This is a genomic window from Mycobacterium sp. 2YAF39, assembly GCF_052114565.1.
Lineage (GTDB): Bacteria > Actinomycetota > Actinomycetes > Mycobacteriales > Mycobacteriaceae > Mycobacterium.
In genome coordinates, this window is sequence record NZ_JBFREZ010000002.1 from 478,840 (window position 1) to 502,474 (window position 23,635).

Below are 23,635 nucleotides of genomic sequence, written 5' to 3' on the forward strand. Positions count from 1 at the left end.
TGGTGCTAGCGCGTGACGTCCCGGAACGCGCTGACAAGCGGCGACAGGATCTCAAGCGCCCGTTCGTGTTCCACGGTCAGCGACGCTGGGAACCGGATATCGGTGACACCGGCGGCGACGAGCGCGGGAACTGCTGCCGCAGAAGCGTCGTAGTCAATCGATCCGTCGTCGGCCTTCACAACGCGTGCGACGCCTTGAACCTGGAGATCGGTCGGATCGCCGCCGAACTCGCGCACCTTGCCCTTCATGGCCGCGATTGCGCCGGGGAGATCCGCATACGCCGAACCCCATGGGATCCAGCCGCTTCCAAAGCGCGCGATCCTGCGCGCCACCGCGTTGTTGACGGTGCCGCTGATCCACACCGGGACACCGCCTGGCTGCACCGGCTTGGGCATCTGGTGAATGCCGTCGAACGTCAACTCGGCGGATTGATACGACGCGCGCTGCTGTGTCCACAATGTCTGACAGACCTCGAGCGTGTGATTGAGCAGCTGCCCGCGGTCCTCGAAGGAGAGCCCGACGGCCTCGTACTCCTCGCGCTGCCAACCAACTCCGACCCCCAGGTCCACCCGACCTTCCGACAACACGTCCAGCGTGGCCAGCTGCTTGGCCAGCACGGCGGGGCGCCGCAGAGCGGCAAGCAGAATCGCGGTGCCAAGCCTGATGCGCGTCGTGGTGGCGGCGATCGCAGTGAGGACCGTCAGCGGTTCAAGCCAGGCACCGTCGGGCCCGGTCGGTTGCTTACCGCCTGCCTGCCCGCCGATCGACGGATCTGAGTACGCGTCGAGGTTCTCGCCGAACACGAGATGATCGGACACCACAAGCCGGTCCACGCCGGCCGCATCCATCGACCGGGCCAAGTCCAGCGTCGCACGCCAGTCGTGGTGCGGAGCGTCGCTGAATGTCGCCAAGTAGAGCGAAAGTTCAGGCTTGCGCGTCGTCATATCGTCTCCGTCACTACAGCAGGTCGGTGATGGTCTTGAGCCCTGCGTCGTAGAGGATGCCGGGCAGCATGCCGCCGTCGGCCTCGATGGTCGTGCCGTTGACGAAATCGGCTGCACCCGAAGCCAGGAACACGCAGACGCGCCCGACCTCGTCCGGTTCCCCACCCCTGCGCATCGGCACCGCGGCGAAGTAGGTGCTGCCGGTCGGATCATCCTTCGGCAGGACGAACGATCGGAAGTTCTCGGTGATCGTGGGACCCAACGCAATACAGTTCACCCGGACCTTCGGCCCCCATTCCTGAGCCAGTGACCGGGTGAGGTGGTTGAGCCCGCTCTTGGCCGCTCCGTAGGAGACCAGCGTCGGCGACCCGGCCGGATGACCCGCGCCGCTGGAGATATTGATGATGCAGCCCGTGCCATCCTGGGTGAGCATCTGGCGGCTTGCGCGGATCGCGAACCACATTGGACTGATCAGGTTCATCTGGATGGCGAACTGGTGGAACAACGCCGTGCGTTCGTAGTCGTCGTCGCTTCGCGGCGCTCCCTGGATCCGGGTGACCAGTTCGGGAATGTCCTCGACGTGTGGGGCGGGGACCGTCCCGCCCGCATTGTTGACCAGGATGTCCAGCCGTCCATGCGAAGCGACCACCTCGGCGATGAAGGCGTCGATCGAGTGCAGATCGCCTTGATCGCAGACCATTTGAGACGAGCGTGACGCCCAGTCCGGATTGTCGGAGGTGCCGGGTATGGCGTCCAGTGCTGAACGGGAGCAGCCGATGACCGTGGCACCGGCACGCAGGAGTTCATGGGCGATGCCGACGCCGACGCCGCGACTGGTTCCGGTGACGACGGCGACCTTGCCGTCCAGCACACCGCTCATCGTGATGCCGCCATGTGCAGTGCCGCACGGTGACTGAACAACAGCGACGCCCCGATCGGGTTGCCGCCGCCGGGGTAGGTCTCACCGGACACCGCGGCCATCGTGTTCCCCGCCGCATACAGGCCGGGGATCGGCCGGCCGTCGGCATCGAGCACACGCGCATCGACGTCCGTGCGCAGTCCGCCCTTGGTGCCCAGATCCGAGGTGCCGAACGCCGCGGCCCGAAACGGCGGCGTGTCGATCGGCACCAGCGGTGACGCCCCACCGGTGAATGCACGGTCGAAGGATTCCCGCCCGCGACTGAAGTCCTCGTCCTCACCGCGCGCGGCGAGTTCATTGAAGCGGCGCACGGTCTCCACGAGATTCGCCTCTGGAACGCCGATCTCGCGTGCGAGCCCCTCCAAGGTGTCCGCCTGCACCCACAGTCCGGCGGACTCGTACTCGCTTGTCGGGGAGAACGAGACGTTGGGTGCCATGACCGGTGGTTGTTCCCCGGCACGGCTGTCGTAGACCATCCAATACGGCGTGCCGACGGTGCCGTCTCGTACCGCACGCAGGATCTCACGGCCAAGACGGTCGTAGGCTGCCGACTCGTTGACGAACCGGCGCCCCTTCGTGTCGACGAAGATGCCGCCGGTGAAGCACAAGGCGAATACGGCACGTCCGTCGGGATGAATGAGGCCCGGCGACCACCATGCCTGGTCCATCAGGTCGGTGCTCGCACCCACGGCGATGGCCGCCTTGTGCGCCAGGCCGATGTTGCCCGGTGCACCCATGGTGCCCGATGCCGTTCCCGGAACACCGTATTCGGCTCGCATCTCATCGTTCTGCTCGAAGCCGCCCGCCGCCAACAGCACGCCTCGGCGCGCCCTGATCGTTCGTCGCTGTCCTTCGGATTCGACCACCCCGCCGGTGACCCGGCCGTCCTCGACAACCAACTCGACCAGCCTGGTGTTCAGGTAGGCGGCTACGGCGGGGTTGTCGGCCATCGCCCACAGGAATCGACCCACCACCGCGCGGCCACCGGTGAGCAGGTCGGGCTGTGGCGCGCCAAGGCGTTCGTGGTCCAGCGGCCCACGGACCTTTCCCTGGAACCGGCCGAGCCGGTCGTCCGGCACCGCCTTCGAGACGGTATGGCGCATACCGTCGTTGCGTGCACCGGGGACCGAGCTGTAGTAGTCCGGCCACGGCAGGATCTTGAACGCGAAGTGTTCGTCGGCCTCGAGGTACTCGATCAGGCCCGCGCCCCCTCGCACATACGTCTCCTGGAGTTCGGCCGAGGTGCGGTCCCCCACGACGGCGCGGTAGTAGCGCAGTGCTTCGTCAACGGTGTCGTCGACGCCCGCACGAACCAGGACGGGATTGCAGGGGTACCACACGCCGCCGCCCCCGGAGTAGGCGAACGTCCCGCCGAACTGGTCGGTCGCTTCGACGATGGCCACCGAAAGTCCCTCGCGTGCCGCGGTGTACGCGCCCGCAAGAGCGCCGGCGCTGCCGGCAACCAGGACGTCTACGGTTTCATCGGCATTGTCTGCAGTGGTCACAGGTTCCTCGATCTGTTGACGAAGCGGCCCTCCCGCGGCGAGAAGAGCCATCCCCCACCGGCTTTGGTACCCCCGTCGACGGGAATGTTGTGGCCGGTGACGAATGCGGACTGATCCGATGCCAGAAACAACGCGACGCGGGCCTGGTCCTCCGGCCAGCCGACCCGGCCCACGGGCGCCCATGACGCCCACAGCTCGTCGACGTCCTGATAACCCGTCAGATAATCGACCTGCGGCGTCTGCGCAAGATCGGTCCCGATGCCGTTGACCCGGATGCCGTGCCTGCCGAGATCGACGGCGAGGCAGGTCGTGAAATGCGCTGCCGCGGCCTTCATGGCCCCGTACACCGGATCCTTGGGGTAGCCCCGCATGCCCTCCACCGAATGCACGGTCACGATGCTGCCGCGATGGGCATCGATCATCGACGGAACGAAGGCGCGGGTGACGGCGAAGACGTGGCGCAGGTTGATGTCGTACTGCTGCTGCCATGATTCCGGTGTCGAGTGGTCGAACGGCACCAGGGGCCGATAGTCGCCGACGTTGTTGATCAGTACGTCGACGCGACCGTGTTCGGCGAGCACAGCGTCGGCAAACCGTGCGACATCGTCATCGGCGGTGACGTCGACGACATGGGAACGGATCGATCCGCCGGCTCCCGTCACCTCGTCGCGGATGCGGTCCGCGCGTTCCCTGTCGACCTCGGCGACCTCCACGAGTGCGCCGTGCTGCGCGAACAGCCGGGCGATACCGGCGCCGATGCCGTCACCGCCGCCGGTGACGACCGCGACCCGTCCGTCGAGGAGACGATTCCAGTCGTCGATCCGCGGGACCCCGTCACCCGTCATGGCGACGGACACTATCGGCTCGGCCTATTCGGTGGGTGACTTTGCAGCCGTGCGTCGCGTTGCCGTGCGCGCCGAAAAGTAGAGCACCGCACCCACGGCCAACAGGAGGGCCGCGAAAAGCCACACTTTGGCGCTCTGTTGGGTGAGCAGGACCACGCACGACGCCACGCCGAGCACCGGCACGAACGTCCACACCCGGAAGTGCGGATGCTCGACCGTGTCGCGGCGCAAGACCAGCACGGCGACGTTTGTCGAGATGAAGACGATCAACAACAGCAGGACAACGGTCTCTGCGAGCGTCGCCAGGTCGCCGACCAGAGTGAGCAGCATCGCCACCACCGTCGTCGCCACGATTGCGACCCACGGCGTTCGTCGCTGCGGCAGCACCCTGCTCAGGACACCGGGAAGCAGCCCGTGCTCGGCCATGCCGTATGCAAGCCGGCTCGACATGATCATGGTCAGGAGCGCGCCATTGGCAACGGCGACAAGCGCGATGGCACTGAACAACCAGTCCGGGATACCGACGCCGGACGCCGCGACGACGGCCAGCAGCGGCCCCGACGACTCGGACAGTTCGCTCGACGGCAGCGCCGTTGCGCTGGCGATGCCCACCATGGCATAGAGGACACCCGCGGTGATGAGCGCGCCGAAGAGCGCAGTGGGATAAACCTTGCTCGGGTTGCGAATCTCTTCGGCGACATTGGCCGACGTCTCGAAGCCCACGAACGAGTAATACGCGACGATCGCGCCGGCCAGGATTGCGATAGCCGGTGTCGCGCCATCCGGGAGTTGGACGGCGCGACTGGCGTCACCACGGCCGCCGCCGACCATGATCGACACTGCGACGATGACGATGAGCAAACCCGTCAGCTCAATGGCCGTCATCACGACATTGCTCTTGACCGATTCGCTGATGCCTCGGGCGTTGAGGCATGCAACCAGAGCCAGGAAGGCAATGGCAGCAGGGATCGCCGGAATGTCGACGAAGGTGGCGAGATAGTCGCCGGCGAATGCCAGTGCGAGTCCGGCGGCGCTCGTTATCCCAGCGGCGAGCATGCAGAAGCCGACAAGAAACGACACAACCGGCTTTCGGTAGGCACGCTCGGCGAAAACCGCGGCACCACCGGCCTTGGGAAATTTGGTGACCAGTTCTGCATAGGACCCCGCCGTGAGCAGCGCGAGGAGCAGGGCTGCGACTAGCGGTGCCCACAGCATCCCGCCCACATCCTCGGACAACACACCCATTAGCGCGTAGATCCCCGCTCCCAGCACATCACCCAGGATGAACATGAACAGAAGCGGTCCGGTGATCTTCCGCTTCAGTTTGCCCTCGTCGACGTCGCTGTCACCGGTCTGCGCTTGCGTTGCCGCAGGCGTGGATCCGCGCTGTCCCGTTTCACCTGTCACTGCGCAAGCTTTGACGCACCGAGGACAGTCCAAACGCGTGCGGGGCGTTTAGTCGCGCTCCTCGACCCGGGCGGCGACATCGCACACCGCGGCGCCGATCCTGCGGATCTCCTTGGCGCCGAGAGTGCGAAACGGTGCGGCGGTGACCGACATCGACACCACACCGTCGGAGTCCCTGACGGGCGCTGAGATGGTTGCGATCTGATGGTCGGAGCCGCGGTCGAGTTCTCCTGGCAGGTAATCCACCAGCGCCAGATCGGCGAACGCCCCGGCCAACCGTGCGGTGATCTCATCTGGCTCACCCTCGGCCGCCAGCGCGCGCAGCGCCGTATACACGCGGACGTACTCGCGACTCAGCCGTTCCACCACGTAGCCACGCTCACGCACCTCGGCCAGGACAGCGGTGAGCCGCCTGCGCAACCCGGTCGACGGTTCACCGATTCCGGCGAGCCACGCCTTGATGGCCTTGTCGCCCGCCCACGCCACATAGTCGCGCCCGAACGGGGCCACCAGCGGCAGGCGCAGGCCTGCGGCGACGGGCGGGGCGGCGACCGAGTCCCCGACCGAATCCGTCACCACCAGAGTCGCGCCCTCACGACGAGCCAAGAACACCTGCGCGCCAACGGTTTGAGACAGGCCGTCCAGGAGGGGTCGGAATTTCCGGTCGTGCGTCGGACTGGCAAGGGCGCCGATGGCCGGACCCCACGAGTAGCTCGCAGACGGTTCATGCCGGATGACCCAGCGGTGGTGCACGAGAGTGGCCAAAATCGCGTGACCGGTGGCGCGGCTGATACCGAGGCTTCGGGAGATGTCCGCCAGCGAGAAGCTCCGTTCCGGGTCGCCGGCCAGCAGTTGCATCACCATGACCACGCGTTCGGTCGGCGGGGAGGGCACTTGACGGCCTTTGCGTCCACCGTCTACGTTCAGCGTCACAATATCGAACAGTATGTCGAATATTCGAATCAGGCAATGACGATCCGGGGACCGGCGATGGGCACAGCTGAACTCAGCTTCGACGACCTGACCTCGCCGCAACTGACCGAAACACAGCGGCAGATTCTCGAGCACACCGAGAGCCGCCACGTCGACCTCGCCATCGAGCACATCGTCGCCGAGGCCGTCGCCGCAGCCGGGGTCGACGACTTCGCGCCCGATGACGGCTTCTGGACTCGCGTCGCCGCCTATGCCGGGGCGATCGAGGGCGACGACGGGCTGACCCAGCTCATCCGCGGGACGTTGCGCCAGCGCATGGTGCGGTTGCTGCGCAACAGGTTGTCCCTGACCGAACTGCTCAAGCGCCATCCTGAGATCGAATCCATTCCGATCGAGAAGCCGTTCATCGTGGTCGGGATGCCCCGCTCGGGAACGACGCACCTGGTCAACCTCCTGGCCGCCGATCCGCGGCGACGCGCCCTGCCGTACTGGGAAAGCCAAGAGCCGCTGCCGATTCCGGGCCAGGGCCCCGATGTCCACGGTGTCGACCCGCGGTACACCCGCGCCAAGAACGAGCACGACGCGATGATGGTCAGTGCCCCGGCGACGGCGGCCATGCACGACCGCTTCCCCGAGGCGATCGAAGAAGAGGTCGAGATCCTCGACCTGGACTTCGCCGGGTACGTCCTGGAATGGCACGCCCGCGTACCGGACTGGCGAGACTTCTACCTCGGCCTCGATCAGACCCGGCACTACGCGTACATGAAGAAGGTGCTGCAGGCGTTGACGTTCCTGCGGGGTCCCCGCACGTGGGTACTGAAGTCACCACAGCATTGCGAACAACTCGCCGCGCTCACGGCGACGTTTCCCGACGCGACCGTCGCTTTCACGCACCGCGATCCCGTCGCGGTGATCCAATCCGCGATCACGATGATGGCCTACTCCGACCGGCTGCGGCGTCGGAGCATCGAACCGCGGTGGCTTCTGGACTACTGGGCCGACCGCGTCGAGCGGCTGCTGCGCGGATGTGTGCGCGACCGCGACCTGGTGCCAACCGAGCGCAGTGTCGACATCGGCTTTCACCATCTCAACGGTCACGAGTTCGACCTGCTGGACGACCTCTACGCACGCGCAGGTGTCGAGCTGACATCCAAGGTCCGCAGGGCATTCCAGGGATATCTGGACGGCAATCCGCGGGGCAAGCATGGATCGGTGCGCTATGAGTTGCAAAGGCACTTCGGGGTGTCTCCGGACGAACTACGCTCGCGATTCGCCTTCTACTTCGAACGATTCGACGTCCAACCCGAAGGACACTAGGTGAGCGAACCGATCTACCGCAGTCGTCCGAGTGCCGACGCCCTCGCCCCGGCGGCGGCCGAACGCGCTGAGGAAGTCGCGACGGGCATCTGGTGCTCGCCCGGACTGTCGAACACCTATCTGCTGACCACCGCCGATGGCCGCGTCGTCGTCAACACCGGGATGGGATTCGAAAGCCAGGTCCACCGCGCCAATTTCGACGCCGTCGACTCCTCCCCCATCCGGTACATCATCATCACGCAGGGCCACTACGACCATGTCGGCGGCCTCGACACGATGCGCGACCCGCAAACCCAGGTGGTGGCGCAGGCCAACTGGCGCCACTGGCGCGACGACAACGAACGCCTGCTGTCCTACCGCGCCGATAACAGCGCCTTCGCGTTCGCCGACAAACTCGCCAACGGCATCGCCGCGATCCAGCAGCGATTCGGGAAGCGACTACCCGCCCAGTCCGCACACTCCGCCGACGTCGAAGTCGACGACTCTCTCGTGTTGGCCGTGGGGGAACGCACCATCGAACTGTTGGCGACCCCCGGCGGCGAAACGACCGACTCGATGGTCGTCTGGTTACCCGAAGAACGGGTATGCCTGTGCGGGAACACCTTCGGCCCGGTTTTCGGCCACATCCCGAACTTCGTCACGATGCGCGGCGACCGGTACCGCGACCCACTGACCACCATCGCGTCGATCGAGCGGGTCCGCGAGCTACGGCCCGAGGTCCTCATCACGGGGCACTTCGACCCGATCCGCGGCGCCGACCGCATCGACGCCGAACTGACCCGTCTGCGCGATGCGATCGCCTATCTCCACGACCGGACCGTGGAAGGTATGAACGCGGGCAAGGACGTCCACACCTTGATGCGTGAGATCACACTGCCCGCCGAACTCGAGGTCGGCCAGGGCTACGGCAAGGTGCCCTGGGACGTGCGGGCCATCTGGGAGAACTACTCCGGCTGGTTCCACCACCGCTCCACCACTGAGCTTTACGACGTCGGGCCCGCCGAGCTCACCGCCGATTTCGTCGACCTCGCCGGCGCCGATCGAGTCGTAGCGCGGGCCGAGGAACACCTCGCGGCCAAACGTCCGGTGCACGCGGTCCATCTCGCGGAATCGGTCGTCCACGCCGACCCGGCACACACGGCCGCCCGGGCCGTGCTCAGGGCCGCCCACGAGGACCTGCTTGCCGCCAGCACGAACTTCTGGGAATCCGCCTGGCTGAGAAAGAAAATCGGGGAGTACTCATGACCGCGTGCGCCACCTTCGATTTCACCGGCACCGATGTGCTGATCACCGGCGGCACCAGCGGAATCGGCCACGCCACCGCGCTGTTGTTCCGCGACGCCGGCGCGACGGTGACCATCACCGGCACGAAGGCCGGCCCCGGCGAGTACGACACCGACCTCACCGGGCTGACCTATCGCCAGCTCATCCTCACCGACAAGACCTCGATCGACGAGTTGGTCGCGGCGACAAGCACACTCGATGTATTGGTCAACAATGCCGGTGCGAATTTCCCCGGCGGGCTCAACGAAGCCGAGCCCGACGGTTTCGAGGCGTCGGTGGCGCTGAACCTCACGGCGCCGTACCGCTTGACCTCCGGGCTGCGCAAGGCACTGGCAGCGTCGACCGTTCCCGGCGGCGCGAGTGTGGTCTTCCTTTCGTCGTTGTCGGCACTGCGGGCGGTGACCATGGTGCCCGGCTACGGCGCGGCCAAGGCAGGTATCGCCGGCCTCACCCACAATCTCGCGGTGAAGTGGGCACCGCGCGGCATCCGGGTGAACGCGGTGGTCCCCGGCGTCATCGATACGCCGATGACCGAACTCGCCCAGACGGTGCCGGAGATCATCGACGCCGAACTGGCCCGAATCCCGCTGGGCCGCTTGGGCACTCCTATCGACGTCGCGTCGACGATCGCCTTTCTGTGCACCGAGCAGAGTTCCTATACCAGCGGCGCGCTGTTCATCGTCGACGGCGCCTCCACCAGCCAATGAACGAGGCGTATCGATGACGATGGCCATCCTGCGTTTCAATTTCGCTGCACCGCAGGATGACCCGGCGGCGCGCGGAGACCGGATACGGGCCGCGCTGGAACTCAGTTCCTGGTCGGAAACACGGGGTGTGAGCGCCGTCAGCTTCGACGAGCACCACCAGAGCGGACACGGCTGGAGCTCCAATCCGATCATGTCCGCCGCGGTTCTGCTGGCCCGCACCGAGCACCTCGTCGCCAGCGTTGACTGCGCGTTAGGGCCGCTGTGGCACCCCGTGCGACTCGCCGAAGACATCGCCCTCGCGGACACCATCGGTGGCGGGCGGCTGATCGTCACGCTGGGGCTGGGATACCGGCGCGTGGAATACGAGTTGTTCGGAACGCCGTTCGAGGACCGCGGCCGACTGATGGACGATCTCCTCGAAACGCTGATGTCACTGTGGTCGTCGGCCGACTTCACCCCCGGCCCGCTGACGCGCCCCCACCCCACGGTGTTCGTCGGTGGCAGTGTCCGCGCCACCGCAAGGCGCGCCGCCAGGTTCGGCCTACCGCTCAACCTGCCCAGCCACCTGCCCGAACTCGCCGACTACTACCGCGAACTGTGTGCCGATGCCGGGCACAAACCGGTGGTCGTCATGCCGCCGCCGCGCAGTCGCGGCATGGTGTTCCTGCACGAAGACCCCGACCGGGCGTGGGCAGAACTCGGCGAGCACTACCTATGGGAAGCCCGCGTCTACTCGGGATGGGGCGGTGGTGAGGTGCACTCGTTCATGCACGGCGCCGAGAAGATCGAAACCCTCGAGGACGTCAAGGCCGCAGGCAGGTACCGCTTCATGTCGCCCGAGCAGTTGATCGCCGACGTGAAAGAGAACCCGGGCGATCACGTCGTGCTGCACCCGCTTGTCGGCGCGATGCCGATCGAGGAGGCCTGGAAGTCCGTCCAGCTGCTGACCGATGTGGTGCTGCCCGCTCTGAAAAGGCAGTGACGGAGCGTCAGCGGGCACAATCGGGTTCAGCATGTCCGACATCGACGATTCCCCACCCACATCGCGGCGGCGCCATATCGTGCGGCTCGCTATTGTCGTGGTGTTCCTGCTCGGCCTCTTCTACCTGGTGGCGATTGCCCGAGTCATCGACGTCGAGGCCGTACGCGCGGCGGTCGCCGCCACCGGTCCCGCCGCACCGGTCGCATACGTTGTGGTGTCCGCCCTGCTCGGAGCCATCTTCGTCCCGGGGCCGATCCTCGCGGCAGGCAGTGGCGTGCTGTTCGGGCCTGTGCTCGGACTGTTCGTCACGCTGGGCGCGACCGTCGGTACGGCGGTCGTCGCCAGCCTGATCGGTCGCCGCGCGGGACGCAACAGCGCACGCGAACTGCTCGGGGCCGAGCGCGCCGACCGGCTGGACGGTTTCATCGAGCGGCGGGGGCTGTGGGCGGTCGTCGGGCAGCGGTTCATCCCCGGCGTCTCGGACGCACTCGCCTCCTATGCGTTCGGCGCGTTCGGCGTTCCGTTGTGGCAGATGGCCGTTGGCGCATTCATCGGATCGGTGCCGCGGGCCTTCGTCTACACCTCGCTGGGGGCGTCGATCGGGAACCTGTCCTCGCCGCTGGCCTATGTGGCCATCGGGATCTGGTGCATCACCGCCGTCATCGGTGCGTTCGCCACTCATCACGGCTACCGGAAATGGCGCGCACGCTCGACGTCCAGTTGACTGTGACTGCAGTCACACTAGAGTCGGACCATGACCAGGAACCACTCACATTCACTCGCCGCCGGGGGGCTCAACTGGGACAGCCTGCCGTTAAAGCTGTTCGCCGGGGGTAACGCAAAATTCTGGGATCCCGCCGACATCGACTTCTCGCGCGACCGGGCCGACTGGGAGGGGTTATCGGACCTCGAAAGGGACTGGGCTACCCGGCTGTGCGCGCAGTTCATCGCCGGCGAGGAGGCGGTAACCCAGGACATCCAGCCGTTCATGACGGCCATGCGCGCCGAAGGTCGCCTCGGCGATGAGATGTACCTGACGCAGTTCGCATTCGAAGAGGCCAAGCACACGCAGGTGTTCCGTATGTGGCTCGACGCGGTCGGGATGACGGGTGACCTGCAGCATTACCTCGACGATCTTCCGTCCTACCGGCAAATGTTCTACGAAGAGCTTCCGAAATCACTCAGCGCACTGGCGGAAGATCCCTCACCTGCCGCCCAGATCAGAGCATCGGCGACGTACAACCACATCATCGAGGGAATGATGGCGCTCACGGGATACTATGCGTGGCACCGCATTTGCGTGGACAACAACATTCTTCCCGGCATGCAGGAACTGGTACGGCGCATCGGGGATGACGAGCGTCGCCATATGGCGTGGGGCACCTTCACATGCCGGCGCCACGTCGCTGCCGACGATGCCAACTGGGATGTCTTCGAGAAGCAGATGGCAGAGCTCATCCCGTTGGCCTTGCGTAACACCGACGATGCTTTCGCCCTCTACGACGAGATCCCGTTCAACTTCACCATGGACGAGTTCACGGCGTACGCCACCGATAAGGGGATGCGGCGGCTCGGAACCATCAGTAGTGCGCGGGGCCGCGCACTGGCCGAGATCGATGTCGACTACTCGCCGGTGCAGTTGGAGGACACGTTCGCCGAGGAAGACGAGAAAACTCTGGCGGCCTCCGCCTGATTCCACTTGCCTGACACACTTCGCTGGTGAAGGTCGGCGTCCAGATACATCCGCAGAACACCACCATGGCCGCCCTGAGGGTGGGTTGGCAGGGCGTCGACGAGCTCGGCGTCGACAGCCTGTGGACGTGGGACCACTTCTTCCCGCCGCTGTACGGCGCGGCGAAGGAGGCACATTTCGAGGGCTGGCAGATCCTTTCCGCGATGGCTGTCACGACCTCACGCGTCACCCAGGTCGGGATGTTGGTGACCGGTGGCTGCTACCGCAATCCGGACCTGCTCGCCGATATGGCACGCACGGTGGATCACCTGTCGGGCGGGCGCGCGGTGCTCGGCATCGGTTCGGGCTGGATGGACAAGGACGAGATCGAATACGGCTATCCCGTCCGCACGCCGGGTCAACGACAGGACGTTCTCGCCGAGGCGTTACCGCGCATACGTCGCCGGCTCGGCCTGCTGCAGCCGGGACCCATGGGCCGCTTGCCGATCCTGGTCGGAGGCAACGGCGAGCGCAGGACGCTGCGCCTGGTGGCGCAGTACGCGGACATGTGGAATGGCTACGGAGACGCCGAGACGATTCGCGCCAAGAATGCCGTCATCGACCGGTGGTGCGCCGAAATCGGCAGGGACCCCGTGGAGATCGAGCGCACCGTGTGGATCGAACGGGCGGATCGGGATCTCATGCAGTCGCTTGCCGACGCGGGTGCGCAGCACCTGATTCTCGGCTTGCGCGCGCCATACGATCTGCGCGAGGTGGAACGCCTGGTGGCGGCCCGCTAGTCGGTCCGCGGCACGAAGACCGGCATGTAGACGCTTTCATCGCCGGCGTTCTGCCGTTCGAAGCGCACCTCGACGGGCAGGCCGACGTGGACCGAGTCCGGTTCGCAGTCAACGATATTCGTCGCGATGCGCAGGCCGTCCTGCTCTTCCAACTCGACGATCGCGATCACGTACGGCACGGGGACTGCGGGGTTGAAGGGCTGGTGATTGACCGTGTAGGTGAAGACGGTCCCGCGGCCTGAGACCGGACGTGCTTCAACCGGACCGTCACAGTCGGGGCAGTCGGCCGCGGGTGGGTCCACCCACTTGCCGCATCCTGCGCAGTAGGCGATGAGTAATTGCCCGTCGGCTCCCCCGGTCCAGAACGCCCGATTGTGGTCGTCGAGTGCGGGCAGCATGCGGGCTGGGAGCACGGGTGGGGCTTCGTCGGACATGAGAAGCAAAGTACATTCCTAACGGCTGTCATTACAAAAATAGATGGATGGGTGCGCCGGTGAGCTACTTCGAGAAAGACACGATCGTCAGTGGCCTCGGTATATCGCGTGTCGGTCGACGGACCGGGATTCCCGGTCTGGAGCTGACCATGGAGGCGGTGCGGGCAGCGATCGACGACGCCGGACTGACCCCCGACGACATCGACGGCATTGCGACCTTCGGCGACACCTTGCCCTCCGAAGTCGTTGATGCCCTTGGTAATCAGGCCAGCGATGTCGGCGTTGGATTCGGCACCGGCGGGGTGCTCACCCCGTTCATGTCGGCGCTTGTCGCCGTGGCCGAAAAGCGGGCGCGCCATGTACTCGTCTACCGGACGGTGCAGATGCTGGGCGGTGCGATGACGGGTTCGGAGAATGCGTCGCCGCTCCTCGCGCCGCTTGCCAGCCCACCGGTCGAGCCTCGGTTGCCGGGGACACGCAGGAAGCTCAAACCGTTCGAGGACATCGACGCGCTGCTCGCTGCCCATTCGTACTCGGCGGCGAACTGGGTGGCGATGCATTGCCAGCGGCATATGGAGCTGTACGGAACGACCAAGGAGCAGCTGGGCTGGCTCGCGATCAACAGCAGGCGCAATGCCGGCCTCAACTCTCGCGCGGCGTTCCGTGACCCGCTGACCATGGGCGACTACCTGGCAGCACGTCCGATTTCGACGCCGTTCGGACTTCTGGATTGCGATATCCCGGTCGACGGCGCCATCGCCATGGTGGTTTCGCATGCCGACTACGCGACGGACTGCCCGAATCCGGCCGTGAAGATCGAGGCGGTCGGCGGAGCCTACGGATCGGGTGGATGGTTCCATCGCGACGATTTCCCGAAGATGGCGTCCAGCGAAGCCTCAGCAGAGATGTGGTCGCGCACCGATCTGACCCCGTCCGATGTGGATGTGGCCGAAATCTATGACGGCTTCACATTTCTCACGTTCGCGTGGTTGGAGGCGCTGGGGTTCTGCGGACAGGGCGAAGCCGGTCCGTTCGTCGAGGGCGCGACGCGGATCGCGCTCGACGGTGACCTACCGCTGAACACGTACGGCGGACAGTTGTCCGCGGGGCGCCTGCACGGTTACTGGCTGTTGCACGAGGCGTGCCTGCAGTTGCGCGGGCAGGCCGGCGACCGTCAACTCGCTCGACGGCCCGAGGTGGCTGTCGCCGCGGCAGGCGGCGGTCCGATCGCCGGCTGCATGGTGCTCACCTGCTGATCAACCCGGCACGACAACGTCTTCCAGATACGCGATCGCCGTTGCACCGTCGTCGGTGACGAAGATCATATCGTCGAGGGGCACCGGCAGGAACCCGTCCTCCTCCATCCGACGCAGCTGGCGCACCAACCCGTCGTAGAAACCCGCCATGTTCAGCAACACCACCGGTTTGTCGTGCAAACCGTGCTTGCGCTGCTCGAGAATATCGGTCGCCTCGTCGAGTGTCCCGAGGCCGCCTGCCATCACCACGACGGCCTCGGATCTCGCCACCAGCAATGCCTTGCGCATCGCGAGATTGTCGGCGAACACCATCTCGTCGGCGTCCCCTCTCGCCCACTCTCGCAAGAAGTCCACCGATATCCCGATGAGTCGCCCTCCAGTCTCCTGCACGCCGTCGGCGACGACCTTCATCAGACCGGTATCGGATCCACCCCATACCAGGGTGTGGCCGGCCTTGCCCAGGCGTTGGGCGAGGTCGCGAGCGGGACGGGTGTATCGCTCGTCGAGGTCGGAGGCGGACAGGAAGACGCAGACGTTCATCGGCTCAGTCGTCGACGATGGTCAGGACGCCCGATGGCGCGCCGAGCACCTCGACCGTCCGCGCGGCGGCAGTATCGATGTGGACCCTTGGCGCCGAAGGCAATTCGCCTTCGTAGTAGGTGCCCGGGCCGTAGAACGCGCCGTAGCGAAGCACGATGCCGCTCACCTCGAGTACCGCCTTCTCCAGGTAGGCCACGGCGTCATCGCCTCGTTTGGAACCCGATGCCCAAGCGATGCTCTGGGCCACGATCCTGGCCTGAGCCAAACCGCCCATCGCATCGATGAGGTTGCGCGTGCCCTCCTCGCGAATACGGGCATTGTGCGTCTCCGCCGTCGGGAGATCCTCGAACGCGTCGGGGAGGTCCGTCAGCTCGTGCAGCACCACATCGGGCGAGAACGCCTTGACGGCGCTCGCGAGGCCGGCGCGATCGAAGACATCGCAGACGATCGGTTCAGCGCCGAGCGCGGCGAGCCACTCCGCGTTCTCCGGCGACCGCGTCATCGCACCGACGGTGTGGCCGGTCTCGACCAACAGGGGCACGAGCCTGCGACCGATGACGCCAGTGGCCCCAGCCAGGAAGATGCGCTTGGTCATCACTTCGTCCTTCTCTCACTTGATCTGGACCAAGTCCAGTTGCAACTCTGACGCTACCCACGATTGGCCTCCCGTCGCGGTCCATTTTCACCCGACGTTCCTGGGCCATTGAAAATGCCCTGGTTATTCTGGGTATGGCTGACTAAACTCAGGAATAGGCCGGGCCATCGGGCGCTTGCACGTGCTGAGAACCATCCGCGTGAAAGGTGAAGGCCATGACCGTTGTCAGAGCAGCAGCAGTACAGATCAGTCCGGTGCTCTACAGCCGGGACGGAACGGTTGAAAAGGTTGTCGCCAAGATCGCCGAGCTCGGCGAGCGCGGCGTCCAGTTCGCGACCTTTCCCGAGACGATCGTGCCGTACTACCCGTACTTCTCGTTCGTCCAGCGACCGTTCGAGATGGGCATCGAGCATCTCCGGCTGCTCGATCAGGCGGTGACGATCGGGTCGCCAGCGACGGACGCGATCGCCGAAGCCGCCCGCGCAGCCGAGATGGTCGTCTCCATCGGTGTGAACGAGCGCGACGGACGCAGCCTATTCAACACGCAACTGCTGTTCGACGCCGACGGAACACTTTTGCAGCGTCGGCGCAAGATCACGCCCACCTATCACGAACGGATGATCTGGGGCCAGGGCGACGGATCTGGACTGCGGGCCGTCGACAGCGCCGTGGGACGCATCGGGCAGTTGGCATGCTGGGAGCATTACAACCCGCTGGCGCGCTATGCGCTGATCGCCGATGGCGAGCAGATCCACTCGGCGATGTGGCCCGGATCGTTCGGCGGGCCGCTGTTCGCCAAGCAGACGGAGATCAGCATCCGCAATCACGCACTCGAATCCGGCACCTTCGTCGTCAATGCCACCGGCTGGCTGGACGCCGATCAGCAGGCGCGGATCATGGCCGACACCGGCTCCCCGATCGGTCCGATCTCCGGCGGCTCGTTCACCGCGATCGTGTCACCGCACGGCGAATTGCTGGGTGAGCCCTTGGTTTCCGGCGAGGGCGAAGTGATCGCCGATCTGGACTTCACCGTGATCGACCAACGCAAGACGAAGATGGATGGCCGCGGTCACTACGCCAGGCCGGAACTGCTCAGCCTGCTGATCGATCGCACTCCGGCTTCATACACCCACGAACTTCACGACCACCACGAGCTCATCGCCATCGAGGAGGAAAACCATGTCCGTATCTGAGCCGCGAACGATTCCGTTCAACGGGGTCCGCCTACGATTCGGCAGCACCAAGAGTTTCGACGGTCTCGTCGACGCCGTGCTCGCCGACGTCGGCCACGACCCTGTGCCCATCGACGACATCGCAAAGGTGTACGCGGACTGGGATTCCTACGAGCATGAGGTGCAATCCCACGTCGGGCCAAGCGGTTTCATGTTGTTCGCCTCGTTGAACCACGGAGGGTGGATCGCCAAGACCGGTATCCATCGTGAGGTGCTCCGGCTGATCATCGGAAACCCGCTGATCGCGATCACGATGATCCGTCACGATGTGACCGCAGGTCTGTTCGCGCCAGTCGAACTCCTGCTGACCGAGGAGGAGAACGGCACAAGCGCGCTGACGTACGTCGTGCCGTCATCGCTGATGGTCGTGGAACCGAATCCACCGCTACTGACAGCGGCTCGCGATCTCGACGCCAAGCTGGAAGCACTGGCCACCAAGGTGACGGCGGGTTAAGTCAGCCGACAAAGGGTCTCGTCGCGCGGCTCGGTCGTAATCAACGACGACGATTACCTGTTCGCGATCGCGTCGTGAATCCGTTGCGTCTTGACCGGATCCCAGCCCGGCGGGTCGAGGATGTCTACCCAGAGTTCAGCAGCGTCGGGGCCGAAGGCGTGTCCGTATCCGTAAGGAACGTCGGCGGAAAAGATCATGTCCAGGGTTACCTGCCAGAACGTCACGAAGGGCAGCCACCGGATCCCCTGATACACATCGGGTCCAAGTGGTTCACGAAGCCAGTCCGGGCGGTGCAGCAGGAGATCGAACGACCACCAGGTGATCGGGTCACTGCCGTGTTGCCAGAACACCACCCGCGGAGACACCCATCGCCCGGGGAGATCGACATCGGTGGCGCGCGAAGCGAATCGGATGCTACGGCCCTCGTCAACGATCGGCAGCCGCTCCAATGACCCAAGATCGCGTTTGGCGGTGATTTGCCCCCACGGCTGCGCAAAGTTGGGCGTGCCCACAAGCAATGCACCATCGGTGCGGCTGACGATGTCCGCCCCAGAGGCGAATGCCGCCTGTCCGCCAAAGGATCCCAGGCTCTCCCCGAACACTACGAGCTTCGGTCGGCGCTCTTCGGGCCGGGCCGCCCATACCCGGTACACCGCTTCGAACAACGCCTGGCCGGCCAGCTGCGGAGTCTCGCGGTCGGCTAAAAAGGACAGTGCGCTGGGCAAAAACGAGTACTGCATCGACGCGATCGCGGTGTCACCACCGTTGACGTACTCGAAGGCGGCCGCCACGTTCGGGTTGACCCAGCCGCGGCCTGTCGTGGTCACCACGGCCAGCGCTTTGCGGTCAAAGGCGTGGGTGCGTTCAAGCTCGGCCACCACTTCTTCAGCGACGCCCTCGACGCTGTCCGCGGATTCCCGGCCTGCATACACGCGGATCGGGGTGCTTGCGGCCGACCCCGTCACCTCCGAGATCTGTTGGGCGGTCGGACCATCCGCGACGAAAGTACGTCCCTCGCGGCCCAGACTGTCCCAGGCTTCTCGCGACGCCGGCGAGCCGGAGCGTTCTGCTGCCTTTGGTTGTGTGACGCCTTCGGCGGTGCTTTTATCGGCAACCTCGGCGGAACGTTCAGCCAAACTGAGCAGGCCACGCTGCAGTGCGCCGTCAAGCACAACCACCACCAGCGCTGTAACGATCACAACCGCTGCGAGCCGGGCGATCGGCCCGGGCACAACGCCTCGGCCCTTTGCCGTCAGCCAGGCGGTGAGAACCCGCAAACCTCGCCCGGCCCCGCGCAGCGCCAGCGCGATGACGATCGCAATGAGCAGCACCAGGATGTAGAAGGAGCGCTGCACGCGCGGCACACCGATCAGGTCACGAAGAATCTGCTGCCACCAGGATCCCAGTACAAGGAAGGCAGGCACGGCAAGGAGGGCTACCAATGCCAACGCGCGCCATCCAATGGTCCGTGTCCGCTGCGTCCATGCCGGGCTGACGCCGCACCACCTTACGACCCATGCGATTCCACAGCCCAACCCGTAGCCGAATGCAGCGCTGATACCTGCGGCGACCCCTTGCAGGTACCAAGCCCGAGGCAGCAGTGAAGGGCTCATCGACCAAGCGAAGAACAGCAGTGCAAACGCCAACCCGACGGGATGAAGAGTGTGCACGCAGCCGCGGAGTCGTTGGGCGAAAGGGCGCGAGCGGTCCGCCACGGACGTCGGCGATAGGGTCACTGCGGTTGCCTTGACGACGGAACCGACCAGCAGATCGTGCACCTGCGCAGCACGGCATCGCCGCCCTTCATCAGTTGATTGAGGCGACTGTAGTGGATCTGCGACACACCGCACCCGCGCTGGTCGTCGTCGGGTCCGTCAGTCTAAGGAAGCTGGGCGCTACCCGCCGGCGGCACCAGACCCCAGGTGTCGCAGGCCATCGCCAGCATTGCGTACGTGCCGACGACGAAAATGAGCTCCATCGCCTGATGTGTGCCGAGCGCGTCGACGAGCCGCTGCCACGTCTGTGGCGTGGCCCGCCCGTCGGCGAGCAGTTCGTCCGTCGCCGCGAGGACCAGAAGGTCGTTGCCGTCGAATTCGCTGTTGCCCGCGGCAAGCCGCGCGATGTCTGCTTCGGAAAGGCCGCCCGCACTGGCGACCTTGACGTGCTCACCCCAGAAGAACACCGACCTCCGGGCATGGGCCACACGGAGGATCGCCAGCTCGCGCAGGCGCAGGGACAGTTCGCCACGTTGCAGCAGAAACGCGTTGTAGGTCATGAATTCCCGCGCCATCACGGGATGACGGGCCAGCACCCCGAGGATGTCGAAGTTCATCGGGTCGCGCGCGTCGCCGGAACCGGCGCGCGGCACATCCTCACCCGGCATCCCGAACAGCGCACCGACCGCTGCGTACTCGTCGTCGCCCCACTCATCGGCCGACAGGGGCGACAGCGTCATGCCTGTGCTCCGTTCAGGCCGTGCAATTCAGCCAGCGCGTGTATCTGCTCCAGGTAGTGCTCGAGTGAGTCGTGACTGAAATAGGCGAACAGCGTCGTCGTGCCCGCCGCGGCCATCTTCTCGAGCGTCTCCTTGACTGCCTCCGGCTTGCCCACCGGATCGAGGGGCTTCTCTGCCGGCAGGACCACCTCGAAACCAGGAGGGACGTCGCGGGCACTCAGCCAGTCGGCGGCGGTGTCGACCGATATACCGAATGGGCACCAGCCGTCGGCGAGCGTGAGCGCCCGCCGCAGTGAGCGTTTCGTGCGCCCGCCGACCCAGATCGGCATGTGCGACTGCAACGCGCACGGGTCGACGGTGAGACCGCCGAAGGAATAGAACTCGCCCTCGTACGCCGGTTCATTGCTTGGTAGCGCGACCCGAAGCGCCCGCAGGGCGTCGTCGCCGCGGGCCCCTCGGTCGTCGAACGGTGCACCGATCAGGTCGAACTCCTCCCTCAGCGATCCGACTCCGACGCCGAGGATCACCCGCCCCTTGCTGACGTGATCGAGTGTCCCGTAACGCTTTACGATCTCCAGCGGATGGTGGTATCCGAGCACCAATGTCATGGTGGCGAGCCGGATCCGCTCGGTACGGGCCGCGATATAGCCCAACGTGGCCAGCGGATCCCAATAACGCGCACCACGCCTGCCCGCCTCGGAGGAAGGTATGCCGATGTGCTCGCTGCACGTCAGATGGTGGTAGCCAAGCCGGTCCGCCGCCTCGGCGACGCTCCCGATGTCCTCGATCGTCGCATCGCGCTCCCACGCCAGGGCCGCGCCGCCGACATTGGTGACCACCGGCGTCGCGATTCCGATTTTCACTGCAGAGGCTCTTCGCCCGCGAGGATCGTGCGATGCATGAGACGTCCACTGTCGACGGGATACTCCAGCACCCGATGCATCGTACCGGTGTTGTCCCACATCAGAAGATCCCCTGGCATCCACTCATGACGGTAGACATACTGAGGCTGCGTGGCCCAGTCACGAAGGCGCGCAAGGAGTGCGCGGCTTTCCTCGGTCGGCATGCCGATCACGTAATCCGCTGTCGCGCCGAGCAGAAGCGACTTGCGGCCGGACTGATGCGTCCACACGATCGGGCACGCCTTCGTCGGAGACTTCTGCCAGAACGTGATCTCCTCGAAGCTCATCTCGGGGCGGACGTAGTACTGCGACTTCTCCGCGCTGTGGACCACACGAAGATCGGCGATGAGGTCCTTATCGGATTGCGGCAGATCGTCGTAGGCCGCGTACGTGTTGCAGAATTCTGTCTCCCCACCGGTTTCGGACAATGTGACGGCCCGCAGCAGGGTCGCGAGATTCGGGTAGGGCTGCAGAGACCCGTCGAAATGCCAGAACATCGAACCCTTCAGGTACTCGGCACGCTGGTTCACGTTCTTGTCGAGCGAAATCTTGTAGATGCCGCTCTCCCCTTCGTTCGCCGGGATGGCTCCGAGGCTCTTGGCGATCGCGACCTGTTTATCGTCGCTGATGTCGAGTCCGCGGAAGAACACGACACCACGCTGCTCGAGGATCGCGCGAATGTTCGGTGCCTCGTCGCCGCGCAGCAGCGTGTCGAGATCTGTTCTGATCTCGCTGCCGATCCGCGGAGTGAGGTCGACGACGTCGAGTTGCGCCGAGGTGATTCCCATGGCGATCAGCTCACTCTCGTGAGAATGGTGTTGGCGGAGTGCTTTACGCGCGGTTGCTTCCACAACTCCACTGCCAGCGAGACGGTGATCAGCGAGTACAGCAGGTTGCGCAGGTTCGCGACATCCTCGGGCAGCGGTTCGGCGTAGTCGAACTTGTCGATGTAGGCGACGGCCTCTTCGGCGAAAGGGAACACCTCGTCGTAGAACGCCTTGATCTCGTCCATCGAACTGTTGACCCGCTTCACGTAGCGCTGGTGGCCGTCCTCGATGCCCCATTCGGCGACGAGCGGTTCGAGTTGTGAGAACTCCGGCGGCAGAAGCGTACTCACGATCGGACCACTTCCTGCTCCCCGGCGGTCACGTAGTCACCGACGACCTTGTGCAGATGACGCAACAGGATCTCCTCGTCGTTCATGGTGAAGTGGGTGAGCGCTCCGCTGTTCAGCATCGCCTGCAACCCTTCAGACGGGCTGGCGTCCTCGAGGATGATGTCGTTGAGGAACGTCATGGTCAGTTCCTGACCCAACCTCTCCCGATGCGTCGTGGGCGGCTCGTAGTACGCCTCCGTCTCGAAGATGTGCGAGTGCGGTCCGGTGGGCCAGTGGGTGTGGACCGTGAACCCCGACGCACCGAAGATCAGCACGAAGTTCGGGAAGAACTGGTACGAGTCGAAGCCGTATTTCTCCGCGCGCGTGGGATTGATTCCCGGTGGCATCGGTCCGCGATTGGATTTCTTGTTCCATGGCCCCGCCGCGCTGGCCTCCATCACGCATTCGATCGGCTTGGAGTACGGCGTCTTCCTCGACGGTTCGCCGGAGAAGGAGAACATTCGGTGGGGACCCTTGAGCTGATAACCCAGCGCATCGGTGAACGGGTTCGGTTGGTCGAACGCGTCCCTGGCCTCGGCGGTGAGGGCGCCGAAAGAGGACGCATGCAGGTAGGGGCCGTGATAACTCTCCGCGAATCCGTCGAGGAAGATCTTCCAGTTGCACTGCAGTTCGGCCTTGAACTGATAGACCTGGTGGGGCCCCTCGAACGGGTAGCCCTCCAGGTCGTGCGCGAGTTCGCCGAGATAGGAGCGCACTGATTCTGTGTTGTGCGGGTTGAGGTTGATGAAGATGAACCCCTCCCACACCTCGCATTGGACCGCTGGGACGCGGCAGCTGTCGGCATCGAAGTCGAGCAGCAGGTCCTTGCGGGTGGCCGAATGCAGCGAGCCGTCCAGCTTGTAGCGCCAACCGTGGAACCGGCAGTACAGCAGCGGCGCGCGACCGGACACCTCCTGAAATGGGTCGTCCTCCCACAGCATCTTGTTGCCGCGGTGTGGGCAGATGTTGTGCATGGCGCGGATCACCCCGTCCTTGCCACGCACGACGATGATCGAGGTGTTGAGGAATCTCAGCTCGCGGGTGAAGTAACTGCCCGACTTGGGCACCCGCTCCACGCGGCCGACGTAAAGCCAGGTCTTGCGGAAGATGTGCTCGCGTTCCTTGTCGTAGAACTCCTCGGACACGCAGTCTTCGAGTGACACTGGGCCGCGGCCGAGGTCGGGATAGGCGTCGGTCCAGTGTCCGCTTTCGGGTTTGGTCACAGGGCTGTTGTGACTCATGAGGCTCCACCTCCTGGCCGAAAACTACAGCTGCAGAAATGGTCAAAACAGATGC

At 65.1% G+C, this 23,635-nt stretch carries 25 protein-coding genes; 10 read left to right on the forward strand and 15 right to left on the reverse strand.

Annotated elements, in window-relative coordinates:
* Positions 1-5: 5 nt before the first annotated feature.
* The 6 genes from AB4Z42_RS07755 to AB4Z42_RS07780 all read right to left on the reverse strand — a co-directional run bounded on the left by AB4Z42_RS07755 (position 6) and on the right by AB4Z42_RS07780 (position 6,553).
* The gene (locus AB4Z42_RS07755; RefSeq protein WP_442008543.1) at positions 6-944 is read right to left on the reverse strand and encodes a TIGR03619 family F420-dependent LLM class oxidoreductase; all 939 of its coding nucleotides are present in this window, start codon (positions 942-944) and stop codon (positions 6-8) included.
* A gap of 13 nt (positions 945-957) precedes the next feature.
* Positions 958-1,824: an SDR family NAD(P)-dependent oxidoreductase gene (locus AB4Z42_RS07760; RefSeq protein ID WP_442008544.1), complete on the reverse strand. Its 867-nt coding sequence runs from the start codon at positions 1,822-1,824 to the stop codon at positions 958-960.
* Positions 1,821-3,368: an FAD-binding protein gene (locus AB4Z42_RS07765; protein WP_442008545.1), complete on the reverse strand. Its 1,548-nt coding sequence runs from the start codon at positions 3,366-3,368 to the stop codon at positions 1,821-1,823. Before AB4Z42_RS07765 ends, AB4Z42_RS07760 begins: the two co-directional genes overlap by 4 nt.
* Complete coding sequence (locus tag AB4Z42_RS07770; protein WP_442008546.1) at positions 3,365-4,213, reverse strand: SDR family NAD(P)-dependent oxidoreductase; 849 nt, start codon at positions 4,211-4,213, stop codon at positions 3,365-3,367. The genes AB4Z42_RS07765 and AB4Z42_RS07770 overlap by 4 nt, the downstream gene beginning before the upstream one ends.
* 24 nt (positions 4,214-4,237) lie before the next feature.
* Positions 4,238-5,503: an APC family permease gene (locus tag AB4Z42_RS07775; RefSeq protein WP_442008877.1), complete on the reverse strand. Its 1,266-nt coding sequence runs from the start codon at positions 5,501-5,503 to the stop codon at positions 4,238-4,240.
* A 165-nt stretch (positions 5,504-5,668) separates the two neighbouring features.
* Positions 5,669-6,553, reverse strand: a complete 885-nt coding sequence (locus tag AB4Z42_RS07780) for a helix-turn-helix domain-containing protein (RefSeq protein ID WP_442008547.1) — start codon at positions 6,551-6,553, stop codon at positions 5,669-5,671.
* Positions 6,554-6,610: 57 nt separating this feature from the next.
* Between AB4Z42_RS07780 and AB4Z42_RS07785 the strand changes: the two genes are divergently transcribed.
* The 7 genes from AB4Z42_RS07785 to AB4Z42_RS07815 are packed head-to-tail and all read left to right on the forward strand — an operon-like array spanning position 6,611 to position 13,315.
* The gene (locus tag AB4Z42_RS07785) at positions 6,611-7,870 is read left to right on the forward strand and encodes a sulfotransferase family protein (RefSeq protein WP_442008878.1); all 1,260 of its coding nucleotides are present in this window, start codon (positions 6,611-6,613) and stop codon (positions 7,868-7,870) included.
* Positions 7,871-9,115 (forward strand): alkyl sulfatase dimerization domain-containing protein, encoded by a 1,245-nt coding sequence (locus tag AB4Z42_RS07790; RefSeq protein WP_442008548.1) that lies wholly within the window; start codon positions 7,871-7,873, stop codon positions 9,113-9,115.
* Complete coding sequence (locus tag AB4Z42_RS07795; protein WP_442008549.1) at positions 9,112-9,861, forward strand: SDR family NAD(P)-dependent oxidoreductase; 750 nt, start codon at positions 9,112-9,114, stop codon at positions 9,859-9,861. Before AB4Z42_RS07790 ends, AB4Z42_RS07795 begins: the two co-directional genes overlap by 4 nt.
* A 13-nt stretch (positions 9,862-9,874) precedes the next feature.
* The gene (locus tag AB4Z42_RS07800; protein WP_442008550.1) at positions 9,875-10,843 is read left to right on the forward strand and encodes an LLM class flavin-dependent oxidoreductase; all 969 of its coding nucleotides are present in this window, start codon (positions 9,875-9,877) and stop codon (positions 10,841-10,843) included.
* A gap of 31 nt (positions 10,844-10,874) precedes the next feature.
* Positions 10,875-11,567: a TVP38/TMEM64 family protein gene (locus AB4Z42_RS07805; protein ID WP_442008551.1), complete on the forward strand. Its 693-nt coding sequence runs from the start codon at positions 10,875-10,877 to the stop codon at positions 11,565-11,567.
* Positions 11,568-11,597: 30 nt separating this feature from the next.
* Complete coding sequence (locus AB4Z42_RS07810; protein WP_442008552.1) at positions 11,598-12,536, forward strand: R2-like ligand-binding oxidase; 939 nt, start codon at positions 11,598-11,600, stop codon at positions 12,534-12,536.
* A gap of 23 nt (positions 12,537-12,559) precedes the next feature.
* Positions 12,560-13,315, forward strand: a complete 756-nt coding sequence (locus AB4Z42_RS07815; protein WP_442008879.1) for an LLM class F420-dependent oxidoreductase — start codon at positions 12,560-12,562, stop codon at positions 13,313-13,315.
* On the opposite strand, the gene AB4Z42_RS07820 is transcribed toward AB4Z42_RS07815, so the two are convergent.
* Positions 13,312-13,749 carry a Zn-ribbon domain-containing OB-fold protein gene (locus AB4Z42_RS07820; RefSeq protein WP_442008553.1) on the reverse strand — a complete coding sequence of 146 codons (438 nt, stop codon included), beginning with the start codon at positions 13,747-13,749 and terminating at the stop codon, positions 13,312-13,314. The two genes, AB4Z42_RS07815 and AB4Z42_RS07820, sit on opposite strands and share 4 nt — an antisense overlap.
* Before the next feature lie 59 nt (positions 13,750-13,808).
* On the opposite strand from AB4Z42_RS07820, the gene AB4Z42_RS07825 reads away from it, so the two are divergent.
* The gene (locus AB4Z42_RS07825; RefSeq protein ID WP_442008880.1) at positions 13,809-15,005 is read left to right on the forward strand and encodes a thiolase family protein; all 1,197 of its coding nucleotides are present in this window, start codon (positions 13,809-13,811) and stop codon (positions 15,003-15,005) included.
* Here AB4Z42_RS07825 and AB4Z42_RS07830 read toward each other — a convergent pair whose 3' ends face one another.
* Positions 15,006-15,545 carry a TIGR00730 family Rossman fold protein gene (locus tag AB4Z42_RS07830; protein ID WP_442008554.1) on the reverse strand — a complete coding sequence of 180 codons (540 nt, stop codon included), beginning with the start codon at positions 15,543-15,545 and terminating at the stop codon, positions 15,006-15,008.
* A gap of 4 nt (positions 15,546-15,549) precedes the next feature.
* Complete coding sequence (locus AB4Z42_RS07835; protein ID WP_442008555.1) at positions 15,550-16,140, reverse strand: SDR family oxidoreductase; 591 nt, start codon at positions 16,138-16,140, stop codon at positions 15,550-15,552.
* A gap of 215 nt (positions 16,141-16,355) precedes the next feature.
* Here AB4Z42_RS07835 and AB4Z42_RS07840 point away from each other — a divergent pair, with 215 nt between their 5' ends.
* The gene (locus AB4Z42_RS07840; RefSeq protein WP_442008556.1) at positions 16,356-17,333 is read left to right on the forward strand and encodes a nitrilase-related carbon-nitrogen hydrolase; all 978 of its coding nucleotides are present in this window, start codon (positions 16,356-16,358) and stop codon (positions 17,331-17,333) included.
* Entirely contained in the window at positions 17,320-17,826 is a 507-nt protein-coding gene (locus AB4Z42_RS07845) for a DUF302 domain-containing protein (protein WP_442008557.1), read from the forward strand. The genes AB4Z42_RS07840 and AB4Z42_RS07845 overlap by 14 nt, the downstream gene beginning before the upstream one ends.
* A 53-nt stretch (positions 17,827-17,879) precedes the next feature.
* Here the strand turns inward: AB4Z42_RS07845 and AB4Z42_RS07850 are convergent, their stop codons facing one another.
* The 6 genes from AB4Z42_RS07850 to AB4Z42_RS07875 form a co-directional block, all read right to left on the reverse strand.
* Positions 17,880-19,541, reverse strand: coding sequence for an alpha/beta hydrolase (locus tag AB4Z42_RS07850; RefSeq protein ID WP_442008881.1), 1,662 nt, complete (start codon positions 19,539-19,541; stop codon positions 17,880-17,882).
* 164 nt (positions 19,542-19,705) lie between these two features.
* Positions 19,706-20,281 carry a carboxymuconolactone decarboxylase family protein gene (locus AB4Z42_RS07855; RefSeq protein WP_442008558.1) on the reverse strand — a complete coding sequence of 192 codons (576 nt, stop codon included), beginning with the start codon at positions 20,279-20,281 and terminating at the stop codon, positions 19,706-19,708.
* Entirely contained in the window at positions 20,278-21,144 is an 867-nt protein-coding gene (locus AB4Z42_RS07860) for a TIGR03619 family F420-dependent LLM class oxidoreductase (RefSeq protein ID WP_442008559.1), read from the reverse strand. The genes AB4Z42_RS07855 and AB4Z42_RS07860 overlap by 4 nt, the downstream gene beginning before the upstream one ends.
* Positions 21,141-21,971, reverse strand: coding sequence for a TauD/TfdA dioxygenase family protein (locus AB4Z42_RS07865; RefSeq protein ID WP_442008560.1), 831 nt, complete (start codon positions 21,969-21,971; stop codon positions 21,141-21,143). Before AB4Z42_RS07865 ends, AB4Z42_RS07860 begins: the two co-directional genes overlap by 4 nt.
* Positions 21,972-21,976: 5 nt before the next feature.
* Complete coding sequence (locus AB4Z42_RS07870) at positions 21,977-22,300, reverse strand: hypothetical protein (protein WP_442008561.1); 324 nt, start codon at positions 22,298-22,300, stop codon at positions 21,977-21,979.
* Positions 22,297-23,580 carry an aromatic ring-hydroxylating oxygenase subunit alpha gene (locus AB4Z42_RS07875; RefSeq protein WP_442008562.1) on the reverse strand — a complete coding sequence of 428 codons (1,284 nt, stop codon included), beginning with the start codon at positions 23,578-23,580 and terminating at the stop codon, positions 22,297-22,299. The genes AB4Z42_RS07870 and AB4Z42_RS07875 overlap by 4 nt, the downstream gene beginning before the upstream one ends.
* Positions 23,581-23,635: the final 55 nt, after the last annotated feature.